At 60.0% G+C, this 18,727-nt stretch carries 11 protein-coding genes; 3 read left to right on the top strand and 8 right to left on the bottom strand.

The annotated features are described in order from the left end of the window. Positions 1-8 precede the first annotated feature (8 nt). Together Pan216_RS13680 and Pan216_RS13675 are read right to left on the bottom strand one after the other, a co-directional pair. Positions 9-479 (bottom strand): cupin domain-containing protein, encoded by a 471-nt coding sequence (locus Pan216_RS13680; protein ID WP_145258526.1) that lies wholly within the window; start codon positions 477-479, stop codon positions 9-11. Between the two features lie 200 nt (positions 480-679). Further along, a complete protein-coding gene (locus Pan216_RS13675) occupies positions 680-5,074 on the bottom strand; it encodes an AAA domain-containing protein (RefSeq protein WP_419193637.1) in 4,395 nt (1,464 codons plus the stop codon). A gap of 366 nt (positions 5,075-5,440) precedes the next feature. Between Pan216_RS13675 and Pan216_RS13670 the strand changes: the two genes are divergently transcribed. Further along, positions 5,441-6,244, top strand: coding sequence for a TrkA C-terminal domain-containing protein (locus tag Pan216_RS13670; RefSeq protein ID WP_145258524.1), 804 nt, complete (start codon positions 5,441-5,443; stop codon positions 6,242-6,244). Between the two features lie 705 nt (positions 6,245-6,949). On the opposite strand, the gene Pan216_RS13665 is transcribed toward Pan216_RS13670, so the two are convergent. Next, entirely contained in the window at positions 6,950-7,987 is a 1,038-nt protein-coding gene (locus Pan216_RS13665; protein WP_419193636.1) for a sensor histidine kinase, read from the bottom strand. A 992-nt stretch (positions 7,988-8,979) separates the two neighbouring features. Between Pan216_RS13665 and Pan216_RS13655 the strand changes: the two genes are divergently transcribed. Then, complete coding sequence (locus tag Pan216_RS13655) at positions 8,980-9,402, top strand: DUF4112 domain-containing protein (protein WP_419193635.1); 423 nt, start codon at positions 8,980-8,982, stop codon at positions 9,400-9,402. Between the two features lie 155 nt (positions 9,403-9,557). Here Pan216_RS13655 and Pan216_RS28345 read toward each other — a convergent pair whose 3' ends face one another. The 5 genes from Pan216_RS28345 to Pan216_RS13635 all read right to left on the bottom strand — a co-directional run bounded on the left by Pan216_RS28345 (position 9,558) and on the right by Pan216_RS13635 (position 15,313). Further along, entirely contained in the window at positions 9,558-9,728 is a 171-nt protein-coding gene (locus Pan216_RS28345) for a hypothetical protein (RefSeq protein ID WP_419193634.1), read from the bottom strand. A gap of 381 nt (positions 9,729-10,109) precedes the next feature. Then, positions 10,110-10,778 carry a response regulator gene (locus Pan216_RS13650; RefSeq protein WP_419193633.1) on the bottom strand — a complete coding sequence of 223 codons (669 nt, stop codon included), beginning with the start codon at positions 10,776-10,778 and terminating at the stop codon, positions 10,110-10,112. A gap of 510 nt (positions 10,779-11,288) precedes the next feature. Then, positions 11,289-12,137 (bottom strand): gamma-glutamyl-gamma-aminobutyrate hydrolase family protein, encoded by an 849-nt coding sequence (locus Pan216_RS13645; RefSeq protein ID WP_419193632.1) that lies wholly within the window; start codon positions 12,135-12,137, stop codon positions 11,289-11,291. Continuing rightward, positions 12,109-13,455 carry a carboxylate--amine ligase gene (locus tag Pan216_RS13640; RefSeq protein ID WP_419193631.1) on the bottom strand — a complete coding sequence of 449 codons (1,347 nt, stop codon included), beginning with the start codon at positions 13,453-13,455 and terminating at the stop codon, positions 12,109-12,111. Before Pan216_RS13640 ends, Pan216_RS13645 begins: the two co-directional genes overlap by 29 nt. A gap of 412 nt (positions 13,456-13,867) precedes the next feature. Beyond that, entirely contained in the window at positions 13,868-15,313 is a 1,446-nt protein-coding gene (locus Pan216_RS13635; protein WP_145258518.1) for a sigma-54-dependent transcriptional regulator, read from the bottom strand. 537 nt (positions 15,314-15,850) lie between these two features. Here Pan216_RS13635 and Pan216_RS13630 point away from each other — a divergent pair. Further along, entirely contained in the window at positions 15,851-18,601 is a 2,751-nt protein-coding gene (locus Pan216_RS13630) for a hybrid sensor histidine kinase/response regulator (RefSeq protein WP_419193630.1), read from the top strand. Positions 18,602-18,727: the final 126 nt, after the last annotated feature.

The following is an 18,727-nucleotide window of genomic DNA, read 5'->3' as shown; positions in this document are numbered from 1 at the left end:
TCCGGCGTCTACTGGAGAATTTCGACATCGTATTTCGCGCAAAGGCGCCGGATTGACGCGAGGTCATTGTCAGGTTGCTGGTCGACCTCGAGAAAGTAGTTCGCGAAGTTTCCAGGGATGATGGTTAGGTGAAGTTTGCCGACCTCCTTGGACACGTTCTGGAAGGTGTGCGGAATATCACGCGGCGCCACCAGCGTCGTTCCACGCTGAACGATCAACCTCTTTTCCCCGACGGTGAACTCAAACTCTCCCTCCAGGATGTAGAAGATCTCCGTCTCGTGCCGGTGGACGTGCAGGGGCGGGCCGTGTCCGGCGGGGATCTGTTGTTCGAGGATCGCGTAGGCTCCCCCTGTTTGTTCGCTTAGCACTTTGAACGTCGTCTGATCTCCCAGGACTCCGACCGACTTGCCCTCGCCGGGGCCCTGGACGATGGGCACCTTGGTCTCGGTTTGGGGGAGAAAGGAGGCTGGTTCGGTCATGGGGAACTTCTTCGCTCCATGGGCAACGGTTGTTGTCGAGCATCCTACCGGACTGTGGCGCCATCCCCGACATTTCGAGGGCGTCGGTCGCCCCTCCGTTCGCGACAAGACGCCGTGAGGGCTCCGCTCGAACGTTCCTGCTCAACCAAGGGTGCGTTGTACTCGTTTCCCGGCCCCGCCGGGTAAGGTCCGAATACTCGTCACTCATCATTCTCCGAGGACTGAACCCGCATCAAATCGGTGAGCATTCGCTGAAGATGATTGACGACGTCCGATCGCCGTCCCCACCACTGCGTGCTCCAAAGTGAATAGAGGTTCCAACCTCGGCTGCGGAGCACTCCTGCTCGCCACACTTCCCGGAGACGGGCTGAGCGTTCGGGGTCGAACCGGGGCCCATCACACTCGATCCCGAGCGTGAAGCCCTGTTCGAGGGGCTCCGACAAAACTCCCACGTCGATTTGGAAGCCTTGCGAACCGATCGGCCCTTGCGTCGAGAACCCAAGGTGTTCGAGCGTCTGAGCGACGTCGTTCTCGATCGAGGAGGGGGCGTGAGTCGACGCACCGTTGGCAAGACGCTCTCCGGTCCGCTGGAGGACGTGCGCTATTCCGGCAAGATCGTCTTCAGAAACGGCTTTCGCGTAGGCCAAGTAGAGCTGCAAGTACGCCGCGGGCGTAAGAGCTGACTCGTCCGAGGCGTCGGCGGTCAAAGCGTTGGCCACGTCATTGATCGGCATGCTGCTGACGATGATCACTTGCCGCTTCGCCCGTGTCACCGCGACGTTCAGTCGGCGTTCACCACCGACGGCACCGACCGGTCCGAAGCGACGGTAGAAGCGACCTTCCGTGTCGCGGCCGAAGGTCGTGCTAAAGATCATGACGTCGCGCTCGTCCCCTTGCACGTTTTCGAGGTTCTTGATGAAGAATCCGACATCTTGTCCCTCCTCTTCACGTGCCAACTCTCGTTTGTAGTGAGCATCGAGTTCGTCGTCACTCGCGCACGCTTCCTCGAGTACGTCCTCGATCAGTTCCCGTTGCGGTTGATTGAAGGTCACCACGCCCACGGTTGGCGGGGACGCTTGCGACATCCATAGTTCTCGCAGCGTCTCCACCACGGACTCCGCTTCCCGTCGATTGACCCGGCCGCGGTACTCACCCTCGACCGCGAGGTAGCGAATCGGCTGTCGCCCGTTGAGTGAGCTGACTTGAGCGGGTGGGGCCTCTAGCCGGTCCCCGTAGAAAGCGCGGTTGCTGAACTCGATCAACGCGGGGTGGCGGCTGCGGTAGTGAACGCGCAGGTATCGCTCGGGCAACGTGCCGATCGCGGCCGTTAGTAGGTCTCCCGCGTGAAGCAGATGATCGACACCAAGATGCTCGAGCTGTTGTTGACGTTCAATGGGTTGATCGCTGGCGGGTTCGTCCTCGTCGTCGCGATCGTCCTCATCCCACCGCGAGGAGAAGAAGCTGGTGGGGGGAAGCTGCTTCTCATCCCCTGACACGACGACCGTCCGCCCGCGAAAGATCGCCGGGATCGCCAATTCCAACGGACACTGCGACGCTTCATCGAAGACCACGACATCGAAGAGCCCCTGTCGCAGGGGAAAGAGTTCCGAGACGGTCGCCGGATTGACGAGCCAGCAAGGCCGCATCGCCAGGAGTCCCTCCGGCAGGCTGAGGGCGATCGCTTCCCGAAGACGCTTGGCCTCGCCGTACTTGGAACGCCGCATCTGAAACATCCGCTTCCAAGCGGCGTTCTTGTGGGGTGACTGTCGAGCCTTCCAGTTCGTGAGGATCACTTCCGCCTCGAGTCGTCTCTTCTCCGCGAGTCGTTGCTGGAGTTGCTCGACCTTGCTCGCGTGAGCCTCGGGGGTCATGGAAACGAGAATCGGTGACTTTCGCTGGGAGATTCGCTGCCAAGCGAGTGACGCGGAGTAGATCACCAAGGCGACCCACCAGGTGCCGTACGACGCTTCTGAGAGGTCGGACGGAGGCTGAGGAACCTGTTCGTTTGAGATTCGCGACTGCTCGTAGGCTTGAAGCAATGAGACGAGCGGCAAGAGCGGATCGTCGCGATTCTCCCAGAAAAGCGACCAAGCCAACAGGTCGTCGATGCGGTCCAGCCCGGAGATGACTTCGTCTAGCCAAGGATGGATCGAGTTCCCTTCACGGGCCTGGTGGTGGGGGACCTCAAACGCGGCTTGTTCGAAGAACGGGTCTAGTGCGGAAAATCCCTCAAAGAGCGACTTGAGCAATGGGAGTCGATCGAGTGATTGCCGCAAAGTCTCCCGCGTTGCCTCGATCCAGTCGCGGTCTTCGCGTTGCTCCAAGTCGACCATGAGCGCCGCGAGCCAAGGATGGTCCGACTCATGGCGTGTGAGGAACTCGCTTGTTGTCAGCTCTTCGAGAGCGATGGGAGGAAACGCGATCTGGGCCAACTCGTCCTCCGCGGGCGCGAACCCCGGAACGAGTTGCCTGTTTCTGGCGGCAAGGTCGATGCGAAGCCTGCGCGCGTGCACGTACTTTCGGATTTCACGTGAGAGCTCCCACACCGCGACATCGTCGGCATCGGGTTCGAGTTGCCGAATCGCGTGACGGGCGTGGCGGAACGAGAAGCTCATCCAACGCCACCAACGTCCCTCGTGGTCGAGTGCGGTCTTGGCGTTGCGGTCGAGTTGCTTGAGTTGCCGCTCGTTCAGCTCGCCGCAGTGCTGATCGAGACCAGGGTCGATGGGAGACTGCACGACCTCGTCGGCCAATTGGCACGCATCCTCGCACGCGTCCCGTTGCGACTCCCTGGGCTCGCTCGGATGGTCGCGTCTCTCCCGCAACCAACAGCGAAGCACGTCCGAATTCATCGCCGAGTCATCGTGGGCGGCGAGGGTTCGCAGCTTCTGCTCCACGCGAGTGGCGAGCTCTGCGAATTGCTCGGGAGAGCCGCTGATGGCGACCCCCGCGCCGGCGTTCGCGATGTGTTCGAGGTGCGTTTTGTCGCGTCGGCGGAGTTCGGCGACGGCGTTCGAAACATCGTCCCGTACCGACGCGATCATCTGGAAGTCGCTTGCTCGCTGTCGCCATGGGTTGGTGAGGGGCCTGGCTTGAGCGAAGAGTCTTCCCGCCTCCTCGATGCGAGGTTTCCAGACGTCGAGCTGCTTCGACGAGGTGGTTGTTAGAAAGCGTTGGAGAGTTGCGAATGGTCGGACCGTGGGAAACTGCCTGAAGGTGGCTCCCTCAAGCGCTTTCAATTCCCGGTAGGAGAGGCCGATCGCCTCATCGGCTTCGTGGAGGACGCGGGCGTAGGTGTCGAGTTCCTCCTCGAGCTGATGGATCTGTTCGGAGAGACGCTCCCGAGTCGTTGGGGATCCGTTGGGCGAAGAGGCGCCAAGCGTTTCGACCTGGTCGCGAATCGCGCGAAAGACCGGGAGTCGACTCTTCTCCGTGTCGGCGACTTCCAAGCAGAGGCCATCGAGACCAACTTGCTTGAGCTTTTCGAAGACGACGCGCGTGGCCGCGTGTTTCTGACAGACCATGAGCACCGTCCGACCGTGGGCCAGGGCATCGGCGATGACATTGACGATCGTTTGCGACTTTCCCGTTCCAGGCGGGCCATGCACCACGAGCCCCGGCTCCTGTCGCGATTGCCAGATGACTCGCTCTTGGGAGAAGTCGGCGTCATAGACCTGAAAGCGATCGGACTCGTGGGGGCGGATCGCCTCCTCGGCCGGGGGGAGGGCCGTGCCGCTGGTAAAGCCGGACGCGACTCCGTCGATCGAAGGAAGGTCGCGGATCTCCTCGATCTCGGCGAGAGTCGCCTCGTGCTGACCACGAAAGACGCCGACGACCGCCGTGTTGAGCAGCCGGGGGCTGTGCTGTGGATTAAGTAGCTTCGCTTTGGGGAGAGGTTCGAGCGGCGACTCGAGGTCCATCGACGGGGGATCGCGAAAATGGAGAGCGAGTTGGTCGAGGTGCTTCGACAGATCCCGCCATCGCAGGTCGTCGAGTTCATCCTCCGTGGGGCCGGAAAGGGAAACTCCGAGCTGGCGTCGGATCCAGCCAGCCATGGCGCGGTTGAATTTGGGCGGTCCCGCGCTCGCATCCCTCTTGAAGAGAACACGACCCTCGCGGGAACGATCGAGACGAACCTCAAGGGGCCAGAGGAAGACGGGGGCCAACGACCAGAGGCGATCGTCGTCCGGAGCCACGACGTAGAGCAGGGGATAGCCAATCCAAAGTGAATGAACTCCCGTCTCTCGGCGAAGGAGGTCGGCGTAGCGCTTGAGGCGGCGGTCGAGCTGGTCGTGAAGCCGGCGATGCTCCCTGACTCGCTCGGCATCGGGAGATGGCGAGAATGATTCTTCTCCCTCGGCCGAGACGATCGCATCGCTCCGGAGGCGCAACTGCAGGTCGATGCCGAAGGTGCCCTTGTCGTCGACGATTGCGCGGAGGAGTTGTTGGCCCATCCCTTCGGCGACAGAGTCGAACCGAAAGCAATCGACGATGCGACCGCTGCGCGTCGCGGTCGCCTTCAGAAGCGTACTACGCGTGATGGCTCCGAGGAGTCGTTCGTGGAAGTGGTCGAGCACGCGTCGATGCTGAGACATCGGTTCACCGGTCGATCTCGGGAAGTTGTCGAGAAAACAGTGTATCAAGTCGACGCGGTCACTGCGTCGATCGTGTGACGACTCTCGGTCCCGATGGGCGAAACAAGGAAAGTCACCTGGTTGAGGGAAGGCCACCATGACGGAAGAGGAGCCAACCCGTTGCTGACACGGCGACCTATTCCGGCCTGGAACAACCCTGTGGGAGGGAATGGATTGCGATCTCCAACGCATCATTGGCATGAGAAGTGCTTTCAGGAGTGTTTCTAGGTGAATTGAGCTTGCAATACCCGGCCGACGAACCCTCCGCGTTTCCAAACGCGGCGATGCCTCGGTCATCTCGACCATCAAACCCTTGAGGACGTCTTCATGTCGTCGCTACTTCCGATCGTTTCCTTGCTGCTGACCATTGTCGTTTCGCTGATTGTCGTTCGCGTCGCAACTCACGCATTGGTGCTCACTGGGCTGTCGCAGCAACTGGCACGGTTTCAAGCTCGTTCCGCGTTCACCGGGGCGGGATTCACGACTTCTGAATCCGAAAAGGTGGCCAAGCACCCCGTTCGACGGCGGATCATCATGCTGCTCATGTTGCTCGGAAACGCGGGAATCGTCACCGCAGTTTCCTCGCTGATGCTCTCGTTCGTCGAAACCGGCGAGGGAGTGACCGGCACGCTGACGTTCCGCATCCTGGCGATGGTCGTCGGCGTCACGATCCTGTGGCTCATCGCTCGGAGTCCGTGGATTGACCGGAGGACGACGGAAACCATCGAGTGGGCTCTCAAGCGGTGGACCGATTTGGAGGTTCGCGATTACTCCAGCTTGCTGCACCTCTCGCGAGGCTACGCGGTCGTGGAGTTCTCCGTCGAGGAGGGCGACTGGCTCGCCCGACGTCGACTCAAGGAACTAAAGCTTCCCGACGAGGGAGTCGTTGTTCTCGGCATTCAGCGTTCGTCCGATGAGTACGTCGGCGCGCCTTTGGGGAGGACGGAGCTTGTTCCGGGTGACGTCCTCATTCTCTATGGTCCGAAGGAGATCTTGGAGAACCTCGATCGTCGGCGCCAAGGGAGTGCGGGGAACTGGGATCATCACAAAGCCGTCGACAAGCAGCGCGAGAAGGAAGCGGAAGAGTCGCTGATGCATGAAGCGTCTCCGCAAGAGCAGGGTATTGAGTAGCTTCGATCCTGCCCACGCCACTAGCCGCGTTGGCGTCGACGGGACGACCGGCAGGGGCTCACTCTCCTCACCCACCACCAATTCATGATCGCGAGCGTGAAAAAGAGCCTCGACCCGGAACAAGCGTCGTTCGCGAACGCCAGTGACACGGCCCATGACATTCTTGGCAAGTTGCTCATCGTCGCTGCTACCGTTTTCGGGGCTCGGAGCTTCAACTCCTCACGGAGGATCAGTCAGTCGAAGGAAGCCAGCCGGAAGGAGAGGAATTGAACTCCGTTCGTGGATCGACGGCTAGCGAGAAACCGGTGTGGTCGTTGCTGGGAGCTCCCCTGGATCCTTCCATCGAAACCGATGCCCGAGATTGCGACGAGGGAGACTCGATTCTCTTGTGCACGGATGGTTTGGTCTCAACCGTAGGGGATGAGCAGATCGCGACAATTCTGCGCAAGGACCAGCCTGCTGAGTCGGCCTGTCGCGAGTTTGTCGCATTGGCGTCAGCGCGTGGAACGACGGCCGATGGGACCGCCGTTGTCGTCCGCAGGACAAATACGCCGTCGCTTTCCGAGCAAGCGGCGGGGCATGCGATCATCGAGGCCATCCTGGGAGCGTCCAGTGGCAGCGAGCCGGATGTTGTGCGGATGAGCCGGGAAGACTCGGCGACATCTAAGGCATCCCTGAAAGCGCGAGACAATTTCGCCGCGACCGCTAACGCGCCGTTTCCAGTTCGCCGGTTCTCGTCTCTTGGGGAGTCGTCTCTTTGACGAGGGGGATGCGAATGCGGAAGTCCGTGCCTGACGCACCCGTCGAGACCAACTCGATCGTACCACCCAACTCGATCATCGACTGCCGCGAGACGAAGAGGCCGATGCCCGTTCCGCTCTTTTTCGTCGTGAAGTACTTGTCGAAGATGCGCGATCGGATGTTGGCGGGGATTCGCGTGCCGCTGTCGCGCACGTGGATGTCCGCGAAGGATTCGCACGACACGAGTTCGACTTCGATTGTTCCTCCCCCGGCAAGGGCTTCGAGAGCGTTGGAGGCGACGTTGAGAATTGCTTGTTTGATTCTCGTCTCCGAACCGGAGCAGAGGAGCTGTTCCCCCGGGATGGAGGTCGTGATCGCGACGCGTTGCCGCTGAGCTTGAGGGGCGAGAAGTCGCGACACTGAGTGCGCGACTTGTCGGAGGTCGACAATCGAATCGGTGCGATTCGGAACGACCAACTCGTCCAGGAGCAGGGAGAGGGATTGGTCAAGCATACGAACCGCGTCTTTGATGACATCGAGGTACTCGTGATGTCGTCTGGCCTCATCCTCCGAGAACTTTGTCGATTGGTTCGCCAAGTCCTCGAGCAACCTCGCATAGAGGAAGATCGAAGAGACCGGAGTCCGCAGGTTGTGAATGATGGCTTGATAGAGGCGACCAACGTTTCGGAACTGCGTCGCCAGACGTAAGTCCCGACCGGAGAGTTCCTCGACCCGGGCATCGCGCAGCAAGACGAGCCCCCCCTCGCAACCCTCCATGTCGATGGTGTGAACCTCGACGTGAATGTCATGCACTCCATCTTCCCGGACGAGGCGGACGTTCTGTTCCTTGGGAGGCGTCATGTCCTTCGCGTGGTCGTCGCAGCATCCAATGTCTTCGGTCAATTCGTCGATCGTGGAACGCACGGGCTGGACACACGAGAGAATGTCGTCACCGGAGTGACAGCGAAGTAACTTCCGCGCGTTCTCGCTGATGAACTGCACGGTTTTCTCCCTGTCAATGAGTAGTACGCCGACGCTTGTGAGTTTGGCAAGTGTTCCAAAATACGGATCGATGCTCTTCCCAGACGTGCTGCTTTGCAGTGTTACCGACATCCGTCTTTCCCTCCAGGGCAAACCGTTCGGCAACGGCAACGCCGTCACCACTGTCACACGCCTCGCATTACCCATCGCGATTCGAAGCGCGTCGAAGCGTGTCGAAGATCGAACGGCGGTCACCGAGAACTCCCGAGGTCGCACGACCGATCTGCCGAGTGGCAGGCTGATGCAACGACCGTGCCACGATGGATCGGAACACTTTCGCTCGATTTGAACGAGTCGTCGTTTCGCCGCTGATCGCCCGCTCGAGAGGGAGAGCGACGACCTCGGCAACGTACTCCGCGAGAAGCGCGCCGCTCGTTCGACCATGTCGATTGGCTCGCAACCACCTTGGCTCCATTGGGACCAGAATGCGACCTTGCCAAGGCATGGGGAGCGTGAATCAGCGTGTTTCTTCGCGATTCGGGGATGGCATGGCGGTTGCTGATGTAGTCAAAGAGAGACATTGTGGTGAGCCAAGTCGACGCGATGTGATCGGATGTCGTGGCGTACAGCCTGACCGCTTGCTTGGCCTGGGAATGGAGCTGGGAAGAGTGATTGTACAGATCATCGGATGGGCGCTCTTTGGACTCATCTGCGGGGCGTTGGCGCGACTGTTGGTGCCGGGGCGACAAAATTTGGGTTGCATCACGACGAGTCTGTTGGGGATCGCAGGATCCCTCGTGGGCGGAAGCGTGGCCGCTTTGGTCTTGGACGGGCCCGGTTCGGGTATCGCGTGGGGCGGATGGATTCTCTCCATTCTCGGAGCGGTGTTGCTGCTCGTTGCCGTGGGCCGCTCGCGTTGACCTGGGAGCTCCGACTCAGGGACGGAGAAGGTCTATTCACCGCGCCGCGTTGAGGGTGGGATGCCGAACCAAGTGGATCAAGGAGAGTGCGAGATGTCAGACACTAGCATCGCGATCGCCGAGATGGATACACGCCAGAAACGACGATGGTCGTGGCTCGGTTCATCGAGCCGCCGCTTCGAGCGAATCAACCGGCTTGCTCGGTTTCTCGACTCTGCCGTGCATGTACCCGGGACGAACTTCCGTGTCGGCTTCGACGCCCTGATCGGTCTTCTGCCAGGTGTCGGCGACATTCTGTCGGCTGGACTGGCGAGTTACATCGTGTTCGAAGCGAGACAGTTGGGTGTTCCCAAACGGAAGCTCTTTCGAATGGTCTGGAATGTCGCCGTTGACTCGGTCATCGGTGCCATACCGATCGTCGGGGACTGGTTTGACATCGCCTACAAAGCCAACCGCAAGAATCTCGATATCGTCCGGGAACACCTAGGAGAGCGTCGTGATGCCGCTGACTCCTGATTGGCAGGTTCGTTGCATGAAACCTCGGCCCTCAGATCGTGCGTGCATTGGTCGAATCAAAGGTGTTCGCAGCGTGCCCCCTCCGAAGCTCCCGCTCAGCCGAACGGATGATCGTGGAGGGAACGTTCCCCGTTGGCGAGCGCACGTGGTCGTGCTCAACGAACTGGAGTTCGTCCGATCCAAGCAACAACGCCGAGAATGATGAACATCGTCGCGAGGATCGACCCGACATCAAGCCCCATCGGAACGATCCGGAGATAGGCACTCATCGCCAGAAAGACCGAACCGGAGATGAATAGTGCGCTCAGTGTCTTCAAGGTTGTCAACGACCTATTCACGTTTCCTCGCTCGCCGCAAAGTGTCCACCGTGCAGTGAGGTGACTAAAACACCCGAATCAGACTTCCGGCTGTTCGTCGACCAGTCGGGCCGACGATCAAGCCTTGAAACCACTTACAACGGAGAGTTGTGCTCGGCGCAAATCGTTCGTCACGTTCGTTTCACCGTGGGAGTGGTGTCCAGGGGACCGTTGGACCAGACAAAGTAGCCTACGAACGGTTGTTCAACACTCGCTTACGCCCACTGACTTCCACAGCATGCTGCCCAGCCGCCATTTCCATCGACACCACTCCGACAATGAAGCGACTCGGGGAGATGAGGGCCACATGCCATCACCGTTGTTCCACGAGTTTCGGGAGCCGCGAGAGACCTATCCGGAGTTCTCGAGAAAGACCCACTGGACCGCGGCGCGAACCAATTCATTGGCATCTTTGAAGCCCAGTTTCGACTTCACGTTATCACGGTACGCGTCGACGGTCTTGGGACTGAGATGAAGTCGTTCGGCGATCTCCTGGCGACTATGTCCACGTCCGACCAATTCGAAGACCTGAAGCTCTCGATCGGAAAGTCCGTTGACGGAGGACCATCCTTCCTCCTCGTGCTTGCTCCGGGTGATTCGTGAAACGATGTCATCGGTGGTCTTGGTGCTGAGGTAGAACGATCCAGTCACGACCTTCCGGATGGCGACAAGCAGTTCCTCGGCTGCCTCTTGCTTGTTGATGAAACCCGCGGCGCCGGCACGCAAGCATCGCTCCGCGTAGATCGCCTCGCTGTGGTTTGACACGACGAGCAGTCGCATTCGGCTGTCGCGAACACGCAGCCGTTTCACCACCTCCAGGCCGTTAGTCTCTTTCAGGGAGATGTCGACGAGGACGACATCGGGTTCCGCCGCGATGACCTCGTCCAACTCGGCGAGCGATCCCGCCGACTCCCCGCAAACGGTGAGGTCGTCGGCGTGCTCGATCAGGGCGCTGACACCGCGCCGGAAGACGGGATGGTCATCGATGATGTACACCTTGGTTAGCCGTGACTCTGACACCGCGATTCTTCCTGAAGATGAGAGACGACCAACTGTCTGGTTCGGTTCGATGGCACTGACTCCGCGAACGGTTTCTTCACTGGGCACAACGCTGAAGAGATGCGCGAGTCACGGGATGGCCTTCAAGGCGGACCTCCCTAGTCGCCTCGGAATCACTCACGCCACGTGGAGTGCGTTGGCTTGCGCGAGGCCGCCGCCAGCGTTGCCGGTCACCGCCTGCGGATGACGCACCTCCATAGCGTAGCAATTCTAGGCTCTATTCCCTGTCCTGTGTCGAGGGATGCAGGAATTAGGGAGTTTCCCTAGCAGTCCGTTGATTTAAGCGTGCCAGAGCGAGAACGAGCTATGTTGGCCAAGATCAAGGAGAAGCAACGAAGGCGAATCCGTAGATTCGTCGCGTTTCTTTGACGCCGAGATGGGTCAAGAGAGCCGTTCGTAGTCGGCAGCGAATAGATCAACCGGATGCCCGCCGATATCACGCGAGTGAAGTCGAGGTGACACCAAGACAGTCTATTCGATTTTCGCGAACTTCAAGGCGTGGGCCGGGGAGGCATGGGGCCGACCACAGGGGAGTCGTCCTCGTTCCTGGGCGGCGGCGACAAAGTCCTTGATGAGGGCCTCGTCGTGATGCTGAAACAGCATCAGTTCCGGATGCCACTGGACACCGACGACCCAATGGGCGGAGGAGAAGCGATGATGTTCGACGGCTTCGGGAAGACCATCATCCGACCAGGCCGAGATCGTCAAGCTGGTTGCCGGTCGAGCGACCGCCTGGGTGTGGCGGCTTCGGATCGCGGGGATCTTTCCGGTCCCGAGGACCTGCCTCAAACCCGCGTTGTCCACGATATCGACCGCGTGAGTCGTCCAGTGATGGTGTCGTCGGAGAAACAGGGGAAAGTCCCGGAAAGAGAAGAGGGTTCCGCCGAGCGCGACGTTGAGCAGTTGGCAACCGCGGCAAATGCCCAGGATAGGCATTTGGCGGTCGAGAGCTTGATGAATCAGCGCCAACTCGAATCGATCGCGTCGGGGATTGGGTCGACGCGATCGAGCTTCGGAGCCGTAGAGTCGGGGGGCGACATCCGCACCTCCACTCAGCAGAAGAGCGTCGGCACTGGCGACGAAGTCGCGAGCGATCGAGACGACGTCCTCCGGCTCGGGGCCGTCGCCGTGGTCAATGCGGAGAGGGATGGCCCCATGTCGTTGAAGGAGTCGGTAGTAGGTCAGCCGGTGCAATCCCAGAAGGTGGTACCAACATCGATCGAGCGACACCAGGACTCGCGCCGCCGGTCGATGGCCGATTCCCTTCAGGAGAAGGTCGTCTCCCACGAGTTCAGGCATCGCCGTCTGTCGTCGATTCACCAAATTCCCTCCATCTCGAGTTGCCTGACCGTCGGATCTCCTCGGGAAGTTGCCCGGTTCGCACCAGAGAACCGAGGACGCAGAGAAGTCCCAACAGGGCGAGAGGATCCTCTCGCGCCGAGAACTCCGCTTCCGCCTCTTGGTGTTCCCGCCACCATTGGTCGATGTGACTGATTCGTTCGCTCGGATCCAAGGATTGGAGCACGCCATCGCCCCACGTGCTCAGGGCTTCCCGCAGGGAGCCGTCGGCGAGTTGTTTCCACCCGTCGCGCAATGCTCGCCCCAGATCTGTTGAAGGGCTCGCGTCGGTTCTCTCCTGAAGGTCGGCGAGTAACGCGACGATGGGGACTCGCGTTCTCTTGCCGATCGCTGGGGAAGGGCTCGGCGGTACCTCGCCATGGGCGCAGAGTTGGAAGAGCAGCCACGGGTAGTCGATTCCCGACGCGACCGACTGGAAGAGTCCCCCCCAGAAGCGGGGATTGATCTCGATGAGATGGACCGAGTCGTCCGACGTCCCGTCCCAACGGAAGTCGAGTTGAACGACGCCGTGCCAGCCGATCATCGAAAGGAGTCGTGCCGAGACTTGTTCGAGTGGCTTGGCCGATACTGTCTCACGGAGGACCCCGAAGCCGCTCTCCGACGGAAACGTCTTGAGATTGCGATAGACCATGCTGGCGCGGACTTCGCCATGATCGCAGAGCATCGTGACGCAGTAGTCGTCCCCCTCGACGGCCTCTTGGAGCAGGACCGGCCGATGCTCGCTCACTCCGAACTGCTCGACGAAGCGGAAGAACGTCGCGTCCAACTCGTCTTGGCTTTCGACTCGCTCGATCCCGACCCCAGCGCAGGAGTCGGGCAGCTTCACGAAGGCCGGCAAAGCGAACGGACGCCCAAGGGACTCGAGATCGTCCGTCTTCGTCATCGTCGCGGTCCTCGGGACAGGCACTCCCAGAGCTCGCGCCGTTTCGACTAGTCTGTCTTTCGGGTAGACGCGGTTGATCGACTTGATCGGAGGAGCGGCCACCTTGATCAAGGGCTCGAAACGGTGAGCGTGTCGTGCGACGACGTATGTCAGATGGTTGACCGGCATGAGGACGTACGGAACGCCCTGGGGTGGCTTGAAGTCGAGGACTCGTTGGACGAGATCCTTGACAAACTCCTCCTCTCCGGTCTCGCTTGGGGCGTGAAGAAACGTTTGGGAGACGTGTCTTGAGAACGAGAGGGCCATTAGGGGAGTCTCGTCACAGCCGATGACTTCCACCCCTTGAGTCGAAAGACTGCGGGCGGCGATCAAGGACTGAAGACTCCTTCCATGCATCAGAATGACTCGTCCCGCGCTCATCAACACGCCTCAATTGGTCACATTTAAGTCTTGCTGAGATGTCTGATGCTCAAGCAAGATCAATGCCAACGAGTGACAACCCGGTAGCGGAACGTGAGGTCGGCCTGAGGCAAGCCGACCGACCAATTGGCGGGAGCCGATTGGTGTCGAGGCAACCAGACTGGTTTCCACGGAGCCAAGAATCGGCAAGTCGGCGGCCTGTCGCTTCGGCAGAAACTGGAAAAGGCAAAAAGGTTCCCATTCGCGATCGTCTCACGAATCGAAAGCGCGGCGGATTGGTCGGCCGATTCAGTTGCGATCTCTTTGGCCCGCACGTCGAAGGACCGAGTCGTCGATCGTTCCGTCCGAAAGCCCTGACAACGCAACCGATCGGTCTCTGAGGCGACGGCTAGCCTTCTTCCAGGGAGATGATGCGGTCGATGGAAATCCCCGCGATGGCGATCTTCTTGCGTAGGTTGCCGCGAGTAATTCCCAGGATTCTCGCGGTTTGCGATTGGTTTCCGTTGGTCGCCTGCAAGACGCGACTGACGACGTAGGCATCGAGAGCCTCAACCGCTTCGGCGTAGAGCGACTCAGAATCCTCGGCGAGTCGGCGTTCCACGAGGGGGCCGATGTCTGAGGGAGGCAGGCCGCTTGGAGAGGACGCGGAATCCTCATCGGTGTCGTGAGAACTCAGAACTTCCGGCGGAAGGAACTCCTCAAGTAGAATCTGCCCTTTGGCGCGGAGCATCGAGCGTTTGAGCACGCTCTGAAGTTCGCGGATGTTTCCTGGCCACGAGTGACTCTTGAGTCTCTTCAGCGCGTCCTCGGAAAAGGCCTTGATATCGCGACCGAACTCCTTCGCGAATCGCCAAAGGAAGTGGTTGAGCAGAACCCCGACGTCGTCACCTCGCTCCCGCAATGGGGGAAGTGACACGGTGATTCCGTTGAGCCTGTAGTAGAGGTCTTCCCTGAAGTCTCCCTCTTCGATCATCTCCTCAAGATTTCGGTTGGTGGCCGCGATGATGCGCACGTCGGTCTTGATGGTTTCTCGCCCACCGACACGCTCGAAAGTCTGGTCCTGTAGGAGGCGCAAGATCTTACTCTGTAGCGTGATCGGCATGTCACCAATCTCATCGAGAAAGATTGTGCCTCCCGAACACTGCTCGAACTTTCCGATTCGCTTCGCGTCGGCTCCGGTGAAGGCTCCCTTCTCGTGGCCGAAGAGTTCGCTTTCAAGAAGCGATTCGGGGATCGCTGCGCAATTGATGGGGAGGAACGGGAGGGAGGCCCGCTGGCTGAAGTGGTAGATCGCGCGGGCGACAAGTTCCTTGCCCGTACCGCTTTCGCCTCGAATGAGAACGGAAATGTTCTGAGGGGCCGCTTGCCCGATCAGCTTGTAAACCTCGAGCATCGAAGGACTTTCGCCGACCAACGTGTCCGCGTCGGGATCGGCCTGCGAGTCCTCCATCTGGATGGGGACGTGCATCAGGCGGCGTACTTCGGCGGCGCGGTCGACCAGCTCCCGCAGTTGCCGGATGTCCAACGGCTTGCGGAGGTAGTCGAAGGCGCCGACCTTCATGGCTTCAATTGCCGTGGCGGAATCGCCCTTGGCGGTAATGAAAATGATCGGCAGTTTGGGGTCGGCTCGACGAAACCGTTCGAAGAGTTCCAAGCCTGAGCTGTCGGGCAACATGATGTCGAGCAACAGGACGTCGGGTTGGACGGAACCGACGAGATCCAGTCCGGATGAACCATCCCGCGCGGTGATCACGGCAGTGTCTGAGTTGTCAAAAGCCCGCGTAATCATGTGGAGGACGGAGCGATCATCGTCGATGGCAAGAACTTTTGGCATTGGGTTCCAATTCCTCGGAGGTGAAGTCACCAACGGATGAGATGATGAGCCCCGTCTTTCAACGGAGCATTCTAGGGATTCCGGCGACGGTTCGTCTTCCCCATTGGCATGGTTTGTGCTTTCTGATTATTGGGTGGGGATCGTTTCCTAGGCCCACTAGGGCGTGGAGGCACCGATTCCCTAGTGCTCTGCTCCAACTGGAAGTTAGAGTTCGTGCAACCCTAACCCTTTGGCACTGGCTGACAGGCAGCCAGTGGCACCCCAAGAGCCAAATGGACCAGTGCACTAGCTGTCCTAGCTGTCCGTTTCGTCACGAGACCGCTTCGTGCGGTCGCGAGTGAACCCGTTCCTCTCATACTGGTCCGCCGCAGTGGGGCGGTCGAGGAACTTCCTGTTGTCAAGCCACTTAGAGTAAGATGTCACGCCGGATCGGATCGCGAGTGCCGCGAGGCTCTCTCCGCCTGAACGTCTCGGATCGACCGCTCCGACACGTGGATGCCGATCGTTCGTCCCTGTCCCCCCGATTATTGGAGAATCATGGATCTGACGGGAAACAACCAGACCAAGCGAGCGATCTGGGCCTACAGCATCGCCGTCCTCGGGGTCGTGGCCGCCGTCCTGTGGAAGTATGCCCTCACCGATTACACGGTCCTCGAGGAGAGTCCCTTCCTCCTGTTCGCCGGTTCGGTCATGCTCGCGGCTTGGTTTGGAGGCCTCGGCCCGGGGCTCGTCGCGCTGGCGCTTTCGTCCGTCATTGGCCTTTACCTCGATGTCTCGCCTGACGAGGACTTTCGACTCAACAATCTCGGCGAAGGAATCCGCTTGGGAACGTTCTTCGTGGAGGGGCTCTTTATCTGCGTGTTGTGCGAGGCGATGTACCGCTCGCGTCGCCGGGAGATCACGCGCGCCTACGAAGCTCAAAAGGCTTCCCAAGAACGACGTATCAGCGACGACCGCTTTCGGCAGCTCGTACGAATCGGCGGCATCGGTGTCTGTACAGGCAATTTGAAAGGGGAGATCTTCGAGGCCAACGATGTCCTGATGGAGATGTTGGGGCTCGAACGAGGTTCCCTCACGACACAACCGCTCGATTGGAAGGAATTGACGCCGCCGGAGTATCACGAATTGGATGCCCGAGCCGTGAACGAGGTGCAGACACTCGGTCGCTGCGAGCCCTTCGAGAAGGAATACTACCACGCCTCGGGACGGCGGATCCCGATTCTCATCGGCGTGACCAAACTCGACGACTCCGAGGACGGCTTCATTGCCTTCATTTTCGATCGTTCGAAGAACCGTCAGTCGCAGTTGCAGCTCGCCCAGGCCGAGGCGGCCGCGGACGAAGCCCGTCAGGTGAAGGTCGACTTTCTGGCCAACACCAGCCACGAACTGCGGACGCCGATGAATGCCATCATCGGCATGACCGATCTGGCCCTGACCGAAAGCGGTTTGCCGGAACGAGCGCGCGAGTATCTCCAGACGAGTCGGCAAGCGGCCGACGACTTGCTTAACCTGATCAACGACATCCTCGACTACTCGAAGCTCGGGTCGAAGAAGTTCACGCTGGAGACCGAGGATTTCGTCCTGCGCGACGCTCTCGATCGACTCTTGAAGACCCTTTCGTTACGAGCCTCGGAGAAGGGACTGGAGTTGGCCTGTTGGGTTGACCCGAATGTCCCCGACATCATCAACGGCGACCCGTTGCGGCTGCGGCAGTTGATCCTGAACCTGGCGAGCAACGCCGTGAAATTCACGGAGAAGGGAGAGGTCATTCTCGCCGCGAAACTCGTGCGAGAAGAGAATGGGCACGTCGTTCTCCGATTCTCCGTGCGGGACACCGGCCCGGGGATTCCCGTCGAGGCTCGCGATCGCATCCTTGAACCCTTTTCACAATTGGATAGCTCGACGACGAGAATGCACGACGGATCGGGACTCGGTTTGACCATCGCCAAGGAACTCGCCGAGCTGATGGAGGGAAGGATCTGGTTCGAGAGTGAACTCGAGCAGGGGACAACCTTCTTCGTGGAGGTCAAACTCAGTCGCCCGGTCGAGTCGGAACGCGATGCCCCGGCACCCGAGTCGATCGACCAACTCAAGGGACTGCGCGTCCTGGTCGTCGACGACAACAAGGCAAATCGTCAAATTCTTCGCGATATGCTCGAGAACTGGGAGATGAAACCGGAGATCTGCGCCGACGCCGCCGAAGCGATGGATCTGGTGAAGCAGAAGTCGGAGCAGGGGGAACCCTTCCAGGTTCTCTTGGTCGACGCGCTCATGCCCAAGGTCGACGGTTTCACGCTCATCGAACGCATCAACGTCGACCAGTACGCGCGCGATCCGGTCATCCTGATGCTCTCTTCGGCCGATGCCCAAATGTTTTCCGATCGCTGTGAGGAGTTGTGTATCGACAATCTCTTGGAGAAACCGATCTCTCAGTCCGACCTCTACGACGCCATCGCCAGTTCCATCGGTCCCGTGCCCAAGTCCCGAGAAGTCATCACGCAGCGAGTCAAGAAGGAGACGCTGCGTCCGTTGAGCATCCTGGTCGCCGAGGACACCAAGGCCAACCAAATCGTCGTCCAGCGCACGCTCGAACGCCGTGGCCACGATGTGGCGATCGCGGTCAACGGACGAGACGCCATCGACCGTTGGAAAGATGGCAGTTATGACGTCGTGTTGATGGACGTTCAGATGCCCGCACTCGACGGCTTGCAGGCGACGGTCGCCATTCGCTCGCTCGAGGAGGGGGGGCAGCTGCCCCCGACGCCGATCATCGCCATGACCGCGCACGCGATGCGGGGCGATCGCCAACGCTGTCTGGACGTGGGGATGGATGACTACATCGCCAAGCCGATCGATGTTCGGCAGTTGGTCGACGTTGTCGAACGGCACGCGTCCCCATCCGATTCGGGAGAGGGAGATCCCGCACCTCCGGAAGATGTCGCGACTCATTCCCTCATTCACTTCGACGCGGCTCTCGACCGGATGGGGGGCGACGAGTCCCTGTTGAAAGAGATGGCCCAGATTTTTCTCGAGGATGCCGACGAACACCTGACGACGCTGCGCAACGCGATCGAAGAGAACGACCTCTCCACGGCGGAACGATCGGCACACAGTCTCAAGGGCCTGTCCGCCAACTTCGAAGCCAACGGAGTCGTCGATCTCGCCTACGCCATCGAGAAGCAAGCGTTCAATGGTGAGAGTGAAGGATTGGCGAAACGTCAGGAGCAACTTCGCGAGTTGATCGGACAGCTTCAAGAAGAACTAAGAACACTTCTGGAAGAATCGTAAGCAAGGTTAGTGATACGCTTGGACTCGGCGCCGCCGAGTTGACGGAAAAAGCACCATCTCCATCTCGTCGATCTTCTTCGGCACCCGCCAAAACAAGCCAATTTCATCGCTCTCAACCGGCCCATC

This window comes from Kolteria novifilia (assembly GCA_007748055.1).
Taxonomy (GTDB): domain Bacteria; phylum Planctomycetota; class Planctomycetia; order Kolteriales; family Kolteriaceae; genus Kolteria; species Kolteria novifilia.
This window is presented reverse-complemented; position numbering and strand designations above follow the sequence as displayed.